Here is a 16,454-nt window from a genome sequence, read left to right as displayed (position 1 = left end):
TCCAACTAGGGGCAGCGTCCCCGAGCGTTTTTTGGTACTATCTATTATGGCGCAGGCGAGAAAGTTCACTTGGGGCGCCACGGGATTGGCCGCGTTGATTGTCATCGCGGCCTTGACCCTGTGGATGATGCCCAGCCGGCAGACCAGCAGTGCCCAGGACGGTCCCCGTCCCGTGGCGCCGCTGATTTCGCGTGGCTACACGGACGCGCCCTCGGGTACGGCCCTGATCGCTGGCGACCCGGCGGGCGGCGGCGTGCTGCTCGAGCTGAAGGTGACCGACGGTCAGAAGGTGAAGAAGGACGAGGTCATCGCCGTCCTGTCCAACTATCCGAAGGCCGATATCGCCGTGCGGACCTCCGAGGCCGAGCTGGCCAAGACCAAGCAGGCCCGCGAGGCGATGGTCAGCGGCTATCGCACCGCCGAGATCGCCATGCAGGAAGTGGTGGTCAAGTCGGCGACGGAAGAGGTCAAGCTCAAGAACCTCGAGATGCAGCGCTCCGGCAAGCCGCCGGATCAGAAGCAGCTCGAGCAGAGCATTTCCCAGCAGAGCCTCGAGCGCGAGCAGGCCAAGTTGCGTGTCCAGAAGGAGACCCTGGACACCGACCTGCAGCAGATCGACACCGACATCGCCATCATCAAGGCGAAGCTCGACAACGCCCGGAACACGCGCGAGCAGGCACTGGTCCGCTCGCCGCTCGACGGCATCGTGATCCAGATCTACACGCGGCAGGGCGAGCGCATCTCGCCCAACGGCATCGCCAAGATCGTCGACCTGTCGCAGCTTCGCGTCCTGGCCGACGTCGACGAGTTGCATGTCGGCCGCATCGCCAACGGCGGCAAGGTCGAGGTGACTTTCCGCGGTAGCCCGACCGTCTACCAGGGCACGATCTCGCGCGTCGCGCCGACCGTGAAGCGCATGCAGCGCATGGAGCCCGACGGCGGCTCCTCCACCGACGCGCGCGTGGTCCAGGTCGAGATCCAGCTCGACGACCCGTCCAGCATGCCGCAGGTCCTGGGCCGCGAGACACGCGTCACCTTCCTCTGATGGCCATCACGCTGCCAGCCCATCCGCCGTCGCGGCTGCGGCGATGGTTCCAGTGGCGGCCGAACTTCTCGCTGGCCCGACTGCGGGCGGCGGCGGTCACGGCGACGCGCATGCCGCTGGGTTCCCAGCAGCTCAAGCGCCAGCGGACCAGCACGCTGCTGTCGCTGGCCGGCGTGACCGCGAGCCTCCTCGTCATCTTCGCCCAGCTCGGCATCGAGCGCGCCGTCTACGATTCGGCGATCCGCCTGCACCGCTCCGTGGTGGGCGACCTCGTGCTGGTGCCCTACGGCTTCAAGTCGCTGCAGCTCCATGCCGAGGTGCCGGCCGCCCTGACCGACGTCGTGGCGGCCAATCCGGCCGTGACCAACACGCTGCCGTTCTGGTTCGGCGTGATGTCGATCACCCATTCCGGCATGGACAGTGGACGCCGCATCGCCTGGTACGCCGTCGACGTCGAGCGGCCGGCCATCGACGTGCCCGGCCTGCGCGAGAACCTCTACCGGCTGCGCGAGGCACGCCGGCTGCTCTACGACCGCGAGTCGCGGCCCTATTTCGGCGATCTCGCCGACAAGGTCGGGCCCGGCAAGCCGGAATTCCAGGTCCTGGGGCCGCCCGACAATCGCGGCCTGCTGCGGCAGCTCTTCGTGGTCGGCACCTTCGCGCTCGGTCCCAACGTGCTGAACGACGGCTCGATCATCATGTCGGAAGACACGATGGCCGAGGTCTTCGGCTCGTGGTGGTCCGACCGGCCGGCCTTCATCGCGATCCAGCTCGCCAAGGGCTCCGACGTCAATGCCGTCCGCCAGGAGATCAACACCGCGCTGGCCGGGCGAGGCGAGGTCCTGACCCTGCGCGACTTCGAGAAGCGCGAGCGCATCTACTGGTCGCGCGAGACGCCGGTCGGTTACATCACCGACCTGGGGTTCGTGATGGGCGTGATGATCGGCATGGTCTTCATCTATTACGCCCAGTACCAGATCATCCGCTTCTACCTGCCCGAATACGCGATCCTGAAGAGCCTGGGCTACGACTGGTGGTTCTTCCTGTTCATGATCGGCCAGATCGGCGCTGCCATCATCACGCCGGCCTTCCTGGTGGCCTTCACGCTCGGGCGTGCCGTCTACGGCGCCACCGAAGCCGCCATGCATCTCGGCATGACGATGGGCCTTCGCGAGATGGGCGTGGCGCTGATCGCCTGCGTGATCATGACCGTGGTTTCCAGCCTGTTCGCCATCCGCCGCCTGTGGCGGGTCGATCCCATCATGCTGTTCGAGTGACCATGACGACCGATACCCAAGGTTTCGGCCCGGCGGTCGTCGAGGCGGTCGACGTCCATCACCATTACGGCGAGGGGCCGCAGCGGATCGACGTGCTGTTCGACATCAACATGCAGGTCCGCGAGGGCGAGCTGGTGATCGTCACCGGCCCGTCCGGTTCGGGCAAGACCACGCTGCTGACCATCCTCGGGACCATGCGCAAGCCGTCCGAGGGCAAGTTGCGCCTGCTCGGCACCGACATCGTGGGCCTGAACGGCTCCAACCTCGACGAATTGCGCAACCGCATCCGCTTCCTGTTCCAGAAGCGCAATCTCCTGTCCTCGCTGACGGCGCTGCAGAACGTGATCGCCGGCGTCTCGACGACGCCGCTGGCCGATCCCGCCTGGGACGAGCCGCGGGCCCGCCATCTGCTCAGCATGCTGGGCCTCGGCGACAAGGCGTCGGCCTGGCCCGACGAGCTGTCGGGCGGCCAGCAGCAGCGTGTCGCGATCGCCCGCACCATGATCGGGCTGCCCGACCTCATCATCGCCGACGAGCCCACCTCGGCGCTCGACCGCGTGTCGGGACGGCTGGTGGTCGACCAGCTCAAGGACCTTGCGATGCGCGCCAAGTGCGCGGTGGTTCTCTCGACACATGACGAGCGCATCTTCGACGTCGCCTCGCGCCGCCTCCATATCGAGGACGGCCGCTGCTTCGAAGTTCCCATCCACTATCACTGAGAGCGGCGGCCCCGGATGCTGCTCTTCCTGATCGACCTGCTTGTCGTTCTCTGCCTCGCGGCCCAGGTCGCGATCGCGGCCTATTTCCTTTACCTGGTCTACTGGCTGTTCGAGCTGCCGCGCGACGAGACGCCGGCGCTGGCGCTGCCCGCCGATCTGCCGCGCGTGCTGGTGCAGGTCCCGGTCTACAACGAGCCGCTGGTGGTCGAGCGCTCGATGGCGGCGATGGGCGCGCTCGACTGGCCACGCGACCGGCTCACCATCCAGCTCCTCGACGACAGCAACGACATCACCACGGACATCGCGACCCACGCCATCGAACGCCTGCGCAAGGCCGGCATCGACGCGCATCACGTCCGCCGCAGTGACCGCGGCGGCTTCAAGGCCGGCGCCCTCGCGGCCGGACTCGCGCTCGACGATGCCCCCTATGTCGCCGTGTTCGATGCCGATTTCGTACCGCCGCCGGGCTGGCTGAAGCAGGCGATGGCGGCGATGCTGGCCCATCCGCGCGCCGCCTTCGTGCAGACCCGCATCGAATGGGGCAACGGCGAGCGCAACTGGCTGACCCGCGCCCAGCGCCTCATGCAGGACGCGCATTTCGCCGTCGAGCAGGACGTACGCGCCCGCCGCGGCGTGCCGTTCCAGTTCAACGGCACCGGCGGCATCTGGCGCCGCGCCGCCGTCGAGGAGGCGGGGGGCTGGTCGCACGACACGCTGTCGGAGGATCTCGACCTGGTGCTGCGAACCTACCTCAAGGGCTGGACCGGCGTGTTCCTGGTCGACACCCACGTGGTCGGCGAGCTGCCGCAGAAGGTCGAGGATTTTGGCGCCCAGCAGAGCCGCTGGTCCAAGGGGTTCGTGCAGGTCGCCCGCAAGCTGCTGGGGCCGATCTGGAAGTCGGCTTGGCCGACCGAGGCCAAGCTGACGACGACCGTGGCGTTGGGCCAGCAGCTCATCTTTCCGTTGCTGGTGGTCGGTGCGGTGGCGCTGGTCGTGTCGATCGTCGGCCACGGAAGGCTGCTCGGCCTGTTCCGCTTCGGCCTGTGGCTTTGGCTCGTGGGCATGCTGGCCGTGCTGTTCGGAATGACCTGGGGCGCTTATCGCAAGCTGAAGCGTGGCGGCACGGCGCGTTACCTGGTCACGGCGGCGAGCGTGCCCGCACTGATCATATATCTTGCCGTCGCCAACGCCGCCGCGATCGTGGGCGCGGGCTTCGGCAAGAAGACCGAGTTCAACCGAACGCCCAAGACGGGCACCTGAAGAAACGATGGCCATTCTCGCGACCCTCGCACTCTTGTTCGGCGCCGTGTTCATGGTGTGCTGCGTGCTGCTGGCCGCCTTCATCGGCAGCCTGCTGTACATGGTGGTCCTGCATCATCGGCTGAAGGATGCGGGCCTGCGTCGCGAGGAAGCGTTGCTGTCCACGCCGCTGCCCGACGATGCCGACCTGCCGCATGTCGTCGTGCAGATCCCGTCGTTCAACGAGGGCGCGGTCGTGAAGCGCGGGGCAGAGTCGGCGGCGGCGCTCGACTGGCCGCGCGACAAGCTGCACATCCAGCTGCTCGACGACAGCACCGACGAGACGGCCGAGATGGTCCGCCAGGTCGCGGCCGAGCTGCGCGCCAAGGGCTTCGACGTGGTGGCCCTGCAGCGCACCGACCGCAGCGGCTACAAGGGCGGGGCATTGCACGAGGCGATGCAGAAGACGCCGTACGATTTCTTCGCGATCTTCGACGTCGACTACATCCCGCCGGTCGACTTCCTGCGCGTCTGCATGCGGCCCTTCTTCGCCGAGCCCAAGACCGCCTTCGTCCAGGCGCGGTTCGACTTCCTCAATCCGCATGAGAATGCGCTGACCGAGATGCAGATGGTGACGCTCGACGCCCATCTCGGCATCGAGCAGGCGACGCGATGCTGGGCGGGCCATCCGCTGCCCTTCAACGGCACCTGCGGGATCTGGCAGCGCGCGGCGATCGACGCCGGCGGCGGCTGGAAGGGCGACACCGTCACCGAGGATCTCGACCTCACCTATCGCGGCTGGGTGAAGGGCTGGCGTGCCCTGTTCCTTACCAGCGTCGGCGTGCCGGGCGAGCTGCCCGCCGACACCAAGACCTGGCTGCGCCAGCAACAGCGCTGGCAGGACGGCTTCCGCCACGTCTCGATGCGGATGTTCCCCGAGATCCTGAAGAGCCGCGACATCACCCCCTCGGCCAAGCTGGCGGCGCTGCTGCATCTCTGCATGGCGCTGAACCAGCCGGTACTGCTGGTCGGCGTCGTGTCGGGCATCCTTGCGGGCCTGCTGGCGCCGTCATTGGTGCCGCTGCTGCTCACCCTGCTGGTGATCACCGTGGCGTGGGTGCTGATCTGCGCGACCACTTTCCTGCGCGCCGGGCACAATTTCATCCGTGGCGGCGAGATCCCGCCGCTGGAGTTCGGCGTGGTGCTGATGCGCTTCGTCGGCGGCCAGATCGCGACCGTCGTCCGCTCGTTCGGCGTCCACTTCAAGAAGATGTTCAGCAAGCCCAAGCCGGTCGTGTTCGACCGCACGCCCAAGCGCGGGAACTAAGCCAGTACGCTCTCGCGAAGCAGCGGGTGGTGGGCGCAGCGCAGCCCGCCACCGGTCCGGATCGGGCCGTCGAAGGGGAGCGGGATCACGTCGACCTTGCGCTTGCGCAACTCTTCGATCACGCGCCGGTTGTCGGCATCGATGATGACCCTTCCCGGCTCGAGCACCAGGCCGTTGGTCGCGAGCAGCGTAGCTTCCTCGGGCGACACCTCGATCTTGTCCCAGTCGCGCAAGGACATCGGCAGGCCGTCGATCAGCTTCTGCGGGCAGTGGATCAGCAGGCCCGGCTGGATCAGCGCCATCGCGCAGTCGAGATGGAGGACGTGCGACTTCAGGGCGACCGGGATCACGCGATAGGTGTCGCCGAGCAGCGCCTGCAGCCAGTCGGCGCCGGCGAGGTCGGAGGCGCAGCCCGAGATGCCGACATAGATCTCGCGGCCGTTGAGCAGCGTGTCGCCGCCTTCGAGGAAGGGGCCGTCGACGCAGGCCGGCGAGCCGAGCGGGACGCTCGACCAGTGTGCGCCCTTGTTCGCCATGGCCTTGTGGATCAGCGGCCGCAGCCCATAGCGCTCGCGCTGGCGGCACCTGAGGCGCAACGAGGCGTCGATCACGTGCTTGTCGACGACGATCATGCCGTCGCGCGGGAAGAGCTGTGCGCCCTCGCCGTTGGGGGCGAGGAAGGTACGTTCGTCGCCCTTGAGCCGCTGTGGGCGATGAACCGTGACGCCTTCGCGGGCCACCAGTTCGGCCAGCGCCTCGACCTGGCGTTCGATGCGGTGCGCCCATTCTGGATCGACGTCGATCAGGCGTTGCCCGGCGTGGCGGCGGCTGAATTCGAGCCCCTCCGGCGTCAGCCAGCGCTGCGATTCCTCGTAGCAGACCACGAAATCCTCGGCGGGCGAGATCCCGATCACGACCTCGCGCAGCTTGCCCCATTCATGATGGGCGCCGAACAGCATGCCTAGACCCGGGCGTAGATGTCTTCGTAGCGGACGATATCGTCTTCCTCGAGATAGTCGCCGGTCTGCACCTCGACCACTTCCAGCAGTTCGGTGCCCGGATTGGCGAGGCGATGGACGCCGCCGATCGGGATGTAGGTCGACTGGTTCTCGCGCAAGGTCATGATCTTGTCGTCGAGCGTGACCTCGGCGATGCCTTTCACCACGACCCAGTGCTCGGCGCGGCGATTGTGGCTCTGCAGGCTGAGCTTGGCGCCGGGCTTCACCGTGAGCCGCTTGGCGCGGAATCGCTCGCCGCGGTCGATGTCCTGGTAGCTGCCCCACGGGCGATGCATCACGGCGTGCTCGGTCGCGGCGCGGTGCTTGCCGTCGGACATGCGCTGCACGACGTCCTTGAGGCGCGGGAGGTTGTCGCGATGGCCGACCAGCACGGCGTCGTTCATCGACACCACGACCACGTCCTCGACGCCGATCACGGCGGTGAGGGGGCCGTCGGAGCGGACGTAGGAATTGCGCACATGGTCGATCTCGACCGGGCCCTCGGTGACGTTGCCGGCGCTGTCGGCCTGGCCGACATCGAGCAGCGCGTCCCAGGTGCCGAGGTCGGACCAGCGGAAGCGGGCGGGGACCACCCAGCACTTGTCGGTGCGCTCCATCACGGCATAGTCAATCGACTTCGCAGGCGCCTTGCCGAAGGCATCGGCGTCGAGGAACACGGTCGAACCGGTCGTCTTGGCCTTGGCGACGGCTTCCTCGGCCGCAGCGGCCATCGCGGGCTCGAAGCGCTTCATCTCCGACAGCAGCAGTTCGGGCGGGAACAGGAAGTTGCCGCTGTTCCACAGCAGGCCCTCGGCGATGTACTGCATCGCCTTCTGGGCATTGGGCTTCTCGACGAAGGCCGCGACCTTCATCACCGGGCCGATCTTCTCAGGGCCGGGCCGGATGTAGCCGTAGTCGGTCTTGGGTTCCGTCGGCGGGATACCGAAGGTGACGATGCCACCGGTCTCGACGGCCGTAAGGCCCTCGCGGCAGCCGGCCAGGAATTCCTCGGCGCCGATCACCAGATGGTCGGAGGCCAGCGCCAGCACCGCCTTGGCGCCCAGGCCGCGCGTGTAGGCCGCGGCGGCGGCCATGGCGGGGCCGGAGTCGCGGCGCGACGGCTCGACCAGGATGTCGATCTCGATGCCGATTTCGCGCGCCTGGCTCTCGCACATGAAGCGGTAGGCATCGTTGGTCGCGATCACCGGCTTGCTGAACAGGCTGCGGTCGGCCACGCGCAGCAGGGTCTGCTGGAAGGTCGATTGCTTGCCGAGCAGCGGCACGAACTGCTTGGGCATGCTCTCGCGCGACAGGGGCCACAGGCGCTTGCCGGAGCCTCCGACGAGGATAACGGGCGTGATGAGAGACATTACGACAGCTTTCGTTGCCTGAGGGGCTTTACTGACGGGCTTCTGTGGCCGCGTGCCGGGCCGCGATATAGCCGAAGGTGAGGGCCGGGCCAATGGTGATGCCTGCCCCCGGGTAAGTACCGCCCATGACGCTGGTCATGTCGTTTCCGGCCGCATAGAGGCCCGGAATGGGCGCCCCCGCGCCATCGAGGACCCTGGCATGGCCGTCGACCCGCAGCCCCAGGAAGGTCCCGATATCGCCCGGGATGAGTTTCATCGCGTAGAACGGCCCTTTTTCGAGGGGCGCCAGGCAGGGATTGGGCCCATGGGTCGGGTCACCGTTGAAGCGGTGATAGGCGTCGGTGCCCTTGCCGAAATCGGGGTCCTCGCCGCGGGCGGCATTGGCGTTGAAGTGCCGGATCGTGTTTTGCAGTTCTTGTGAATCTACGCCGATCTTGCCGGCCAGTTCGGCCCAGCTTCCCGCACTCAGCAGGTAGCCATTGCGGAGATGGGGACCGAGCGGCAGCGGCGCGGGCCCGATGGCGCCCATGCCGTAGCGCCGGATGGCGCGGTGGTCGCACAGCAGCCAGCAGCTCGTCTCGGCGCGGCCCCGGCAGGCCTCGACCATGGCCGGGACGAAGTCGTGATAGGAGGCCGACTCGTTGGCGAAGCGCCGGCCGGTCGAATCGACGGCGATGTAGCCGGGCTTCCCGCGCTCGTAGAAATGGGGGAACGGCAGGGTCTTGCCGTCGGGCTGCGGCACCAGCGAGACCGGGACCCAGGCGGCGGGATAGGCGACGTCCTCGGCGAGGGCGCCGCCGGCCGACTGGCCGAGCCGGATGCCGTCGCCTCGATTGCCCGGCGGCGGCGCCGAGCGATGGCCGTGGCCGTCGCGCACATGGCCGTAGTAGCGGCGCTTCAGTTCGTCGTCGGCCGGGAAGCCGCCGCAGGCCAATACGACGCCGCGCCGGGCGCGAATCTCCTGCCGCTTGCCCTCGCGCTGCACGATCGCGCCAGTCACCGCGCCGTCGCTCTGCACGAGTTCGACCACCGGGCTGTCCAGCCAGAGCTCGATGCCACGTTCCTCGGCCGAGAGGGCGAGGGCTGCGATCAGGCCGTTGCCGTTGGTGAGCCGCGTGCCGCGATCGTGGTTCAGCCGGTCGATCGCAAAGCGCGCCGTCATGCCCGCGACGTGCAGCGCGGAGCGGGCGGAGCGCGTCATCTTGAAGACGTGCGGCAGGTCGTTGCGGCCAAGCATCATGCCGCCGAACGCCATCATGGTGCGCAGCGGCGCGCGCAACTGGTCGAAACGTTTGCCGAGGCGCCGTCCGTCGAACGGCAGCGGCAACAGCGAGCGGCCGCCCTGCGCGGCGCCCGGCTTGGTCGGGTGATAGTCCGCCCAGATCGGCACGGCCTCGTAGCGCACGTGCGTGTTGTTCTCGATGAATTCGACGGCGGGATTGCAGTTGTCGAGGAAGGCATTGGCCAGTTCGAGATTCAGGCGGTTGCCGGCCTCGTGCTGGAGATAGGTGAGGGCGTCTTCCTTGGAATCGGCGATGCCGAGCGCCCGGCCGTGCCGGTTGGCGGGGATCCAGATGACGCCCGCCGAATAGGCCGTGGTGCCGCCGAACAGTTTCTCCTTCTCGACCATCAGCACGTCGAGGCCCGCATGTGAGGCCGTCAGCGCCGCCGAGAAGCCGGCCGCTCCGGAACCGACCACCAGCAGGTCGGTCTCGATCATTTTTTCTGGTCGCCCGCTGCCGCGCCGCCGGATTGGCGTTCGAGATTCTCTTCCCGCCGGCGCCTTGCCTCGTTTTCCACGGCCTCGGCCAGGGCCGGGATGTGGGAGGCGATCTCGTAGAAGTCGCTGGCGTAGAGCACCAGCAGGGTCGTCGGCTTCACCGTGGCGATCGAGGCCGCACGCGGCTGGCGGTTGAGCAGCGACATCTCGCCGAAGAAGGCGCCGTCGGACAGCCGGACGGTGCCGCCGGTCGGCAGGCGCACCTCGACCTCGCCGCTGGAGATGAAGAACATCGAATCGCCGGGATCGCCGCGGCGCAGCACCAGCACGCGAGCCGGGTAATAGCGGGTGCGCAGCTTGCCCACGATCTCGGAGAGGGTGACCACGCCCAGCGAGGTGAAGATGGGCACCCGCGAGACCTGGTCCCAGACACGGAGATATTCCCGCCGCCGTTCCTCCTGTGCGAAGCCGGTGGCGAGCACGCCGGTCATCAGCGCCAGCACCGCGATGCCGCTGATCATCAGCGCCGAGCCGATGATGCGGCCGATCGGGGTGAGCGGGACCACGTCGCCGTAGCCGGTCGTCGTCAGGGTGACCACCGACCACCACATGGCGTTGGGCAGGCTGCCGAACTGCTGCGGCTGGCCGGCACGCTCCACTATGTGGGCGCCGGTCGCGGCCGACATCAGCAGGATGGCGAACACGATGAGCACGGAGGCGATCGGCGCGCGTTCGTTGGAGATCACGCGTACCAGGGTGCCGAAGGCCGGCGCATGCAGGCCGAGCTTCATGATCCAGAGGATGCAGAAGATCGAGGCCGCGTCGGCGCCCACGATGCTGTAGCCGCCGGCCAGCATGACGGCGGGCATGACCGCCAGCAGGCCGATCAGGCCGGACAGGCTCATCGCCCAGCGCAGCCGCGCCATCGTGGGCGACATGTCGGCCAGTTGCGGCCATTCCGGCGCCACCCAGAGCCGGGCCGCATATTCGACCAGGAAGAAGAACGTCACGCACCAGATCGCGCCGCGCAGGACGACGCGATGGGGTGTCAGCAGCTCGTCGATCGATAGCAGGATCACGGCAAGCAGGCCGATGGCGAGGACGACCAGATGGACCTGCCGCCAGCGGCGCGCCCCCGGTGTGGGTTCGTTGGGGCGCAGGATGTCGAACATCTGCGAGCGGAGTGTCTTCTGTTGGTCCGTCACGGAGCGACCATAGTCGGGCTGGCCTGCGAATTGCAACGCAGGGGCGCCCGGTCTACCGTCGTGGCCATTCCCCGACAAAGAGGTCTGTATTCAAGGTGGTCAACGATTTGCGTATTGCCGTCGATATCGGCGGCACGTTCACGGACGTGGTTTTGGAAGAGGGAAGCCGTCGGATCACGCGCAAGCTGCTGACGACCCCCCAACGCCCGGAGGAAGCTGTCCTCGACGGGGTACGCCTCATCCTCGGAGACGCGGGCAAGGCCTTCGGCGACGTCGCCGTCTTCGTCCACGGCACCACCCTGGCGACCAACGCCGTCATCGAGCGGCGCGGCGCGCGGACGGCCCTGATCGCCACCGAAGGCTTCCGTGACGTCCTCGATATCGCCAACGAGAGCCGCTACGACCAGTACGACCTCTCCATCGAGAAGCCGAAGCCGCTGGTGCCGCGTGCGATGCGCTACACCATCCCCGAGCGCATGGACGTGCATGGCAAAGTGCGCCTGGCGCTGGACGAAGGCGCGGTGAAGGCGCTGGCCGCGACGCTGAAGGCCGAAGGCATCAGGAGCGTGGCCGTCTCCTTCATGCATTCCTACGTGAACCCGGCGCATGAGCGGAAGGTGCGCGAGATTCTGAAGGCAGAGCTGCCCGATCTCTGGGTGACCTTGTCGAGCGAGGTCTGCCCCGAGGTCCGCGAGTACGAGCGCACCTCGACCGCCGTCGCCAATGCCTATGTGCAGCCGCTGATGGACTCCTATCTGGAGCGCATGCAGGCAGCACTCGCGGTCGAGAAGTTCACCGGCACGATCTACCTCGTGACCTCGGGCGGCGGCCTCACCGCCATCGAGACGGCGCGGCGCTTCCCGGTGCGTCTGGTCGAATCCGGCCCCGCAGGCGGCGCGATTTTTGCTGCAGGTGTGGCGGCGCGCGCGGGTGAAAAGCGGGCGCTCTCCTATGACATGGGTGGCACCACGGCCAAGATCTGCCTGATCGACGAGTACCAGCCGCACACCGCGCGGCTGTTCGAGGTCGACCGGGCGGCGCGCTTCCTGAAAGGCTCCGGCCTTCCGGTGCGCATCCCGGTGATCGAGATGGTCGAGATCGGCGCGGGCGGCGGCTCCATCGCCCGCCTCGACGCGCTGAAGAGGGTCACGGTCGGCCCCGAGAGCGCGGGCGCCGAGCCCGGTCCGGCATGCTACGGCCGGGGCGGGCTGCACCCGGCGGTGACCGACGCCAACGTGGTGCTGGGCACGATCGATCCGGCGCATTTCGCGGGCGGCTCGATCGCCCTGGATATCGAAGCCGCGCGTGGCGCCATCGAGCGCGACGTGGGGGAAGGCATCGGCCTCTCGGCCGAGATGGGCGCCTATGCCGTCTACGAGATGGTGTCGGAGAACATGGCCAGCGCTGCCCGTGTGCATGCCGTCGAGCGCGGTTCCGTCGTCAATCAATACACGCTGATCGCCTTCGGCGGCGGCGCGCCGCTCCATGCCGCGCGTGTGGCCGAGAAGATCGGGGTGCAACGCGTGATCGTGCCGCCCAATGCCGGCGTCGGCTCGGCGGTCGGCTTCTTGGCCGCGCCGGTGTCGTTCGAACTGGTGCGCAGCCGTTACATGCGTCTCGACACGTTCGATGCCGCGGCGGCCAGCGAACTGCTGGAGGAGATGAGCAAGGAAGCGACTGCACTGGTCGCGCCGGGCGCGCGCGGCCTGCCGACCTTCGAGCGTCGCGTCGCCTTCATGCGCTACGTCGGCCAGGGCCACGAGATCATGGTGACCCTGCCGCAGCGCGCGCTGACCGTGGCCGACACGGACGCCCTGCGCGAAGCCTACGAGCGCGACTATGGCGTGCTGTTCGAGCGGCACATCCCCAACGCGGCGATCGAGATCCTGAGCTGGTCCGTCCAGGTTTCGACCGAGGCCAAGCAGCACGAGGTCCAGGGCAAGGCGGGCAACGCTCCGGCGCCGCAGCCGGTCGGTCGCCGTCCGGTGTTCGACGGCCGCAGCGGCAAGACCGCCGACGTGCCGGTCTATCGCCGCGAGAAGCTGCCGCCGGGCAGCGTCTTCGCCGGACCCGCCATCGTCGCCGAGGACGAGACATCGACCTACATCTCGGCCAGTTTTGCCGCGCACATCGATGCGTCCGGCTGTATCGTCATGGATCGCAAGGACGCGTGAGGAGCACCCCATGAGCCAGTCCAACAGCGTCGGCCTGATCGACCTCCAGATCATGTGGAACCGCCTGATCGCGGTGGTGGAGGAGCAGGCGCAGACCCTGATGCGCACCGCCTTCAGCCCGATCGTGCGCGAATGCGGCGATCTCTCCGCCGGCGTCTTCGACCTGCAGGGCCGCATGCTGGCCCAGGCCGTGACCGGCACGCCGGGCCACGTGAACTCGATGGCCGAATCGGTGAAGCACTTCCTGCGCTACTTCCCGATCGAGACGATGAAGCCGGGCGATGCCTACATCACCAACGATCCGTGGATGGGCACCGGCCATCTCAACGACTTCGTCATCACCACGCCGTGCTTCCGCAATGGCAAGCTGGTGGCGCTGTTCTCCTGCACCAGCCATCTCATGGACATCGGCGGCATCGGCTTTGGCCCGGATGCGACCGACGTGTTCATGGAGGGGCTCTATATCCCCATGCTGAAGCTGTTCGACCAAGGGAAGGCAAACGAGACCCTGTTCGCGATGATCCGCGCCAACACGCGCCAGCCGGTCGACACCGAGGGCGACGTCTACTCCCTGGCCGCCTGCAACGACGTGGGCGCCCGTCGCCTCGTCGAGATGATGGACGAGTTCGGCATCGAGTCGCTGGACGAGCTGGGCGACCACGTCATCGCGCGCTCGCGCGAGGCGGTGCTGGCCGAGATCGCCAAGCTGCCCAAGGGCACCTGGCACAACAGCATGACGGTCGACGGCTACGACGAGCCGGTGACCCTGAAGGCCACACTCACGATTTCCGACACCGGCATCCATGTCGACTATAGCGGCACGACCGGCGTGTCTCGGCGTGGCATCAACGTGCCGCATGCCTATACGACGGCCTACACCGTGTTCGGCCTGGGCTGCGTGGTCTCCACGCATATCCCGAACAACGCCGGCTCGCTCGAGCCGCTCACTGTGTCGGCGCCGGAGGGCTGCATCCTGAACGCGCCCAAGCCGACCGCGGTCGCCTCGCGCCATGTCATCGGCCAGATGCTGCCCGACGTGACCTTCGGCTGCCTGCGCCAGGTCGTGCCGGAGCGCGTGCCGGCCGAGGGTACTTCGTGCCTGTGGAACATCAACGTGCGCGGCCGCGTGAAGGGTGGCGAGGGCGGCAACTACGGCTTTGGCATGGCCATCACCTCCAACGGTGGCACCGGTGCGCGTCCCGACAAGGACGGGCTGTCGGCGACGGCCTATCCCAGCGGCGTGCGCGGCACGCCGGTCGAGATCGCCGAGACGCAGACGCCGCTTATCTTCTGGCGCAAGGAGTTCCGCCCCGATTCAGGCGGCGCCGGCCGCACGCGCGGCGGCCTCGGCCAGATCATGGAGATCGAGAGCGGCATCGACGAGCCGTTCGACCTGCTCGCCGCCTTCGACCGCATCGACTATCCGGCGCGTGGCCGTGATGGCGGCGGCGACGGCGAGGCAGGCGTGGTGGCGTTGAAGTCAGGCCAGACCCTGAAGGGTAAGGGCTTCCAGCTCATCCCGCCGGGCGAACGGCTGATGATCCTGACGCCGGGTGGCGCGGGCATCGGCGCACCGAAGGAGCGCGATCGCACGCAGGTCGCCAACGATCTGGCCGACGGGCTGATCTCCGAGGAATCGGCCGACAAGCTTTATGAATTCAAGCCGCCGCAGGCAGCAGAATAAGACAAAGCGGCGCTGGATACGGGGAAAGTAATCAACCTGAACACGATGGGGGCTTCGATGAAGCTGGGACGCAGGAAGGCCTTGAAGGCTGGCGTGGGAGTCGGTGCGATGGCGATGGTCGGTGCGCCGGCCGTGGTGATGGGGCAGGCGGCTCTCAAGCTGCCGCTGGCGACGGTGTGGCCGGACGGGAACTTCCACACGGTCAACGTCAAGCGCTTCGCCGAGGAAGTGAAGAAGGAGACGAACGGCGCCGTCGACATCGACGTGAAGTCGGGCGGTCAGCTCGGCTTCAAGGGGCCCGAGCAGATGCGTGCCGTACGCGACGGCCTCGTGCCGATGGCGGACATCCTCAACATCCAGCAGATCGGCGACGAACCGATCTTCGGCGTCGAGGGCATCCCCTTCATCTCGAACAACATCGAAGAGCTGAAGGTGCTGCACAAGTACCTGCGGCCCGAGTACGAGAAGGTGCTGCTGAAGAACAACCAGACCATGCTCTACACGGTGCCGTGGCCGACCCAGTACCTGCATCTCAAGATCAAGGCCGAGAGCCTCGATGCGCTCAAGAACATCAAGATCCGCGTGCCCGACAAGAACGCCCAGGAGATGTGCAGCGCCATCGGCATGGCGCCGGCGCTGATCCCCTGGGGTGAGACCATCGCGGCGCTGTCCTCGGGCGCCGTCTCCGGCGTGTCGACGTCGTCGGTATCGGGCGTCGACGGCAAGTTCTGGGAGTTCCTGAAGTTCTTCCACCAGACCAACCACGCCTGGTCGTCGGAGATCGTCACGATCAACAACGACACCTGGAAGAAGGTCTCGCCGGCCAACCAGAAGATCATCGTCGACCTGGCGAAGAAGCTGGAGCCCGAGTTCTGGCAGTCCTCCCTGCAGGCCGACAAGGACAGCAACGCCAAGCTGATTGCCGGCGGCATGCAGCTCGTGATCCCGTCGGCGGCGATGACGGCCGATCTCCAGAAGAAGACCGCGCCGATGATCGCGGAGTTCTACAAGCGCGTGCCGGCGGCCGAGAAGCCGATCAAGGCCTACCTCGCCGAGATGAAGCGCGGGTGAGCGGGCACTTGAGCGGCCATGGGCCCAATCCCAACGCGGGCGCGCCGCAGCCGCTGCGCGCCTTCCTCGACGGGATCGACCTGCTGGGCCGTCTCGACGGCTGGATGGGCGCCGCCTGCCTGGTGACGCTCACCTGTCTGATGCTGGGCGAGGTCCTGTTGCGCGCGCTCTCGGACATCTTTCCAGGGATGCCGTCGGACATTCCGGTCGCCTGGGAATACAGCTCCTACCTGATGGCGGCGGCCTTCACCTTCGGCGCCGCCATGACCTTGAGGGCCGGCGGCCATATCCGCGTCACGCTGGTCGTGGCGCGGGTCTCGCCGCAGGTGCGGCGCTGGCTGGAGACCGTTCTGGCCGCGCTCGGCGTCGCCTTCTCGGGTTTTCTCGCGGTGGCGATGGTGAACTTCACCTGGCGCAGCTTCACGTCGGATCAGGTGTCGATCTCCAGCGCCACGCCGCTCTGGATTCCGCAGGCCCTCGTGACCTTCGGCATCTGCCTGCTGGTCATGCAGTTCGTCGCACGCTTCTTCCAGGCGCTGTTCGGCCTGCCGCTCGAGGACGTCAGCATGCGGGCCGGCTCGGTCAGCGAATGATCGTCGAATGACCTTGCGTATGAGTTAGGCTG

Annotated in this window: 13 protein-coding genes; 9 read left to right on the top strand and 4 right to left on the bottom strand. The window is 67.4% G+C overall.

From position 1 onward, the window contains the following. Positions 1-85: 85 nt before the first annotated feature. The 5 genes from AC1RP5_RS22315 to AC1RP5_RS22295 are packed head-to-tail and all read left to right on the top strand — an operon-like array spanning position 86 to position 5,607. Complete coding sequence (locus tag AC1RP5_RS22315) at positions 86-1,045, top strand: HlyD family secretion protein (protein WP_493114373.1); 960 nt, start codon at positions 86-88, stop codon at positions 1,043-1,045. After that, entirely contained in the window at positions 1,045-2,322 is a 1,278-nt protein-coding gene (locus AC1RP5_RS22310; RefSeq protein WP_493114371.1) for a hypothetical protein, read from the top strand. The genes AC1RP5_RS22315 and AC1RP5_RS22310 overlap by 1 nt, the downstream gene beginning before the upstream one ends. Before the next feature lie 2 nt (positions 2,323-2,324). Further along, positions 2,325-3,041 (top strand): ABC transporter ATP-binding protein, encoded by a 717-nt coding sequence (locus AC1RP5_RS22305; protein ID WP_493114369.1) that lies wholly within the window; start codon positions 2,325-2,327, stop codon positions 3,039-3,041. A gap of 15 nt (positions 3,042-3,056) precedes the next feature. Next, on the top strand, positions 3,057-4,301 hold the full coding sequence (locus AC1RP5_RS22300) for a glycosyltransferase family 2 protein (RefSeq protein WP_493114367.1): 1,245 nt from the start codon (positions 3,057-3,059) through the stop codon (positions 4,299-4,301). Between the two features lie 7 nt (positions 4,302-4,308). Beyond that, positions 4,309-5,607 (top strand): glycosyltransferase family 2 protein, encoded by a 1,299-nt coding sequence (locus tag AC1RP5_RS22295; RefSeq protein WP_493114365.1) that lies wholly within the window; start codon positions 4,309-4,311, stop codon positions 5,605-5,607. On the opposite strand, the gene AC1RP5_RS22290 is transcribed toward AC1RP5_RS22295, so the two are convergent. From AC1RP5_RS22290 to AC1RP5_RS22275, 4 genes are read right to left on the bottom strand one after another with little or no spacing between them, the layout of a single operon-like run. Then, complete coding sequence (locus tag AC1RP5_RS22290) at positions 5,604-6,566, bottom strand: hypothetical protein (RefSeq protein WP_493114364.1); 963 nt, start codon at positions 6,564-6,566, stop codon at positions 5,604-5,606. The genes AC1RP5_RS22295 and AC1RP5_RS22290 overlap by 4 nt on opposite strands. Before the next feature lie 2 nt (positions 6,567-6,568). Next, complete coding sequence (locus tag AC1RP5_RS22285) at positions 6,569-7,975, bottom strand: mannose-1-phosphate guanylyltransferase/mannose-6-phosphate isomerase (RefSeq protein WP_493114363.1); 1,407 nt, start codon at positions 7,973-7,975, stop codon at positions 6,569-6,571. A 28-nt stretch (positions 7,976-8,003) separates the two neighbouring features. Then, on the bottom strand, positions 8,004-9,695 hold the full coding sequence (locus tag AC1RP5_RS22280; RefSeq protein WP_493114361.1) for an FAD-dependent oxidoreductase: 1,692 nt from the start codon (positions 9,693-9,695) through the stop codon (positions 8,004-8,006). Beyond that, on the bottom strand, positions 9,692-10,900 hold the full coding sequence (locus tag AC1RP5_RS22275) for a cyclic nucleotide-gated ion channel (protein ID WP_493114359.1): 1,209 nt from the start codon (positions 10,898-10,900) through the stop codon (positions 9,692-9,694). Before AC1RP5_RS22275 ends, AC1RP5_RS22280 begins: the two co-directional genes overlap by 4 nt. A gap of 95 nt (positions 10,901-10,995) precedes the next feature. Between AC1RP5_RS22275 and AC1RP5_RS22270 the strand changes: the two genes are divergently transcribed. From AC1RP5_RS22270 to AC1RP5_RS22255, 4 genes are read left to right on the top strand one after another with little or no spacing between them, the layout of a single operon-like run. Next, complete coding sequence (locus AC1RP5_RS22270) at positions 10,996-13,074, top strand: hydantoinase/oxoprolinase family protein (RefSeq protein ID WP_493114357.1); 2,079 nt, start codon at positions 10,996-10,998, stop codon at positions 13,072-13,074. A gap of 10 nt (positions 13,075-13,084) precedes the next feature. Continuing rightward, positions 13,085-14,758, top strand: coding sequence for a hydantoinase B/oxoprolinase family protein (locus tag AC1RP5_RS22265; RefSeq protein WP_493114355.1), 1,674 nt, complete (start codon positions 13,085-13,087; stop codon positions 14,756-14,758). A gap of 57 nt (positions 14,759-14,815) precedes the next feature. Further along, positions 14,816-15,829 (top strand): TRAP transporter substrate-binding protein, encoded by a 1,014-nt coding sequence (locus AC1RP5_RS22260; protein WP_493114354.1) that lies wholly within the window; start codon positions 14,816-14,818, stop codon positions 15,827-15,829. Then, positions 15,826-16,422, top strand: coding sequence for a TRAP transporter small permease subunit (locus AC1RP5_RS22255; RefSeq protein WP_493114352.1), 597 nt, complete (start codon positions 15,826-15,828; stop codon positions 16,420-16,422). The genes AC1RP5_RS22260 and AC1RP5_RS22255 overlap by 4 nt, the downstream gene beginning before the upstream one ends. Positions 16,423-16,454 lie beyond the last annotated feature (32 nt).

Source organism: Reyranella sp. GW821-FHT12G01 (assembly GCF_058806575.1).
This window is presented reverse-complemented; position numbering and strand designations above follow the sequence as displayed.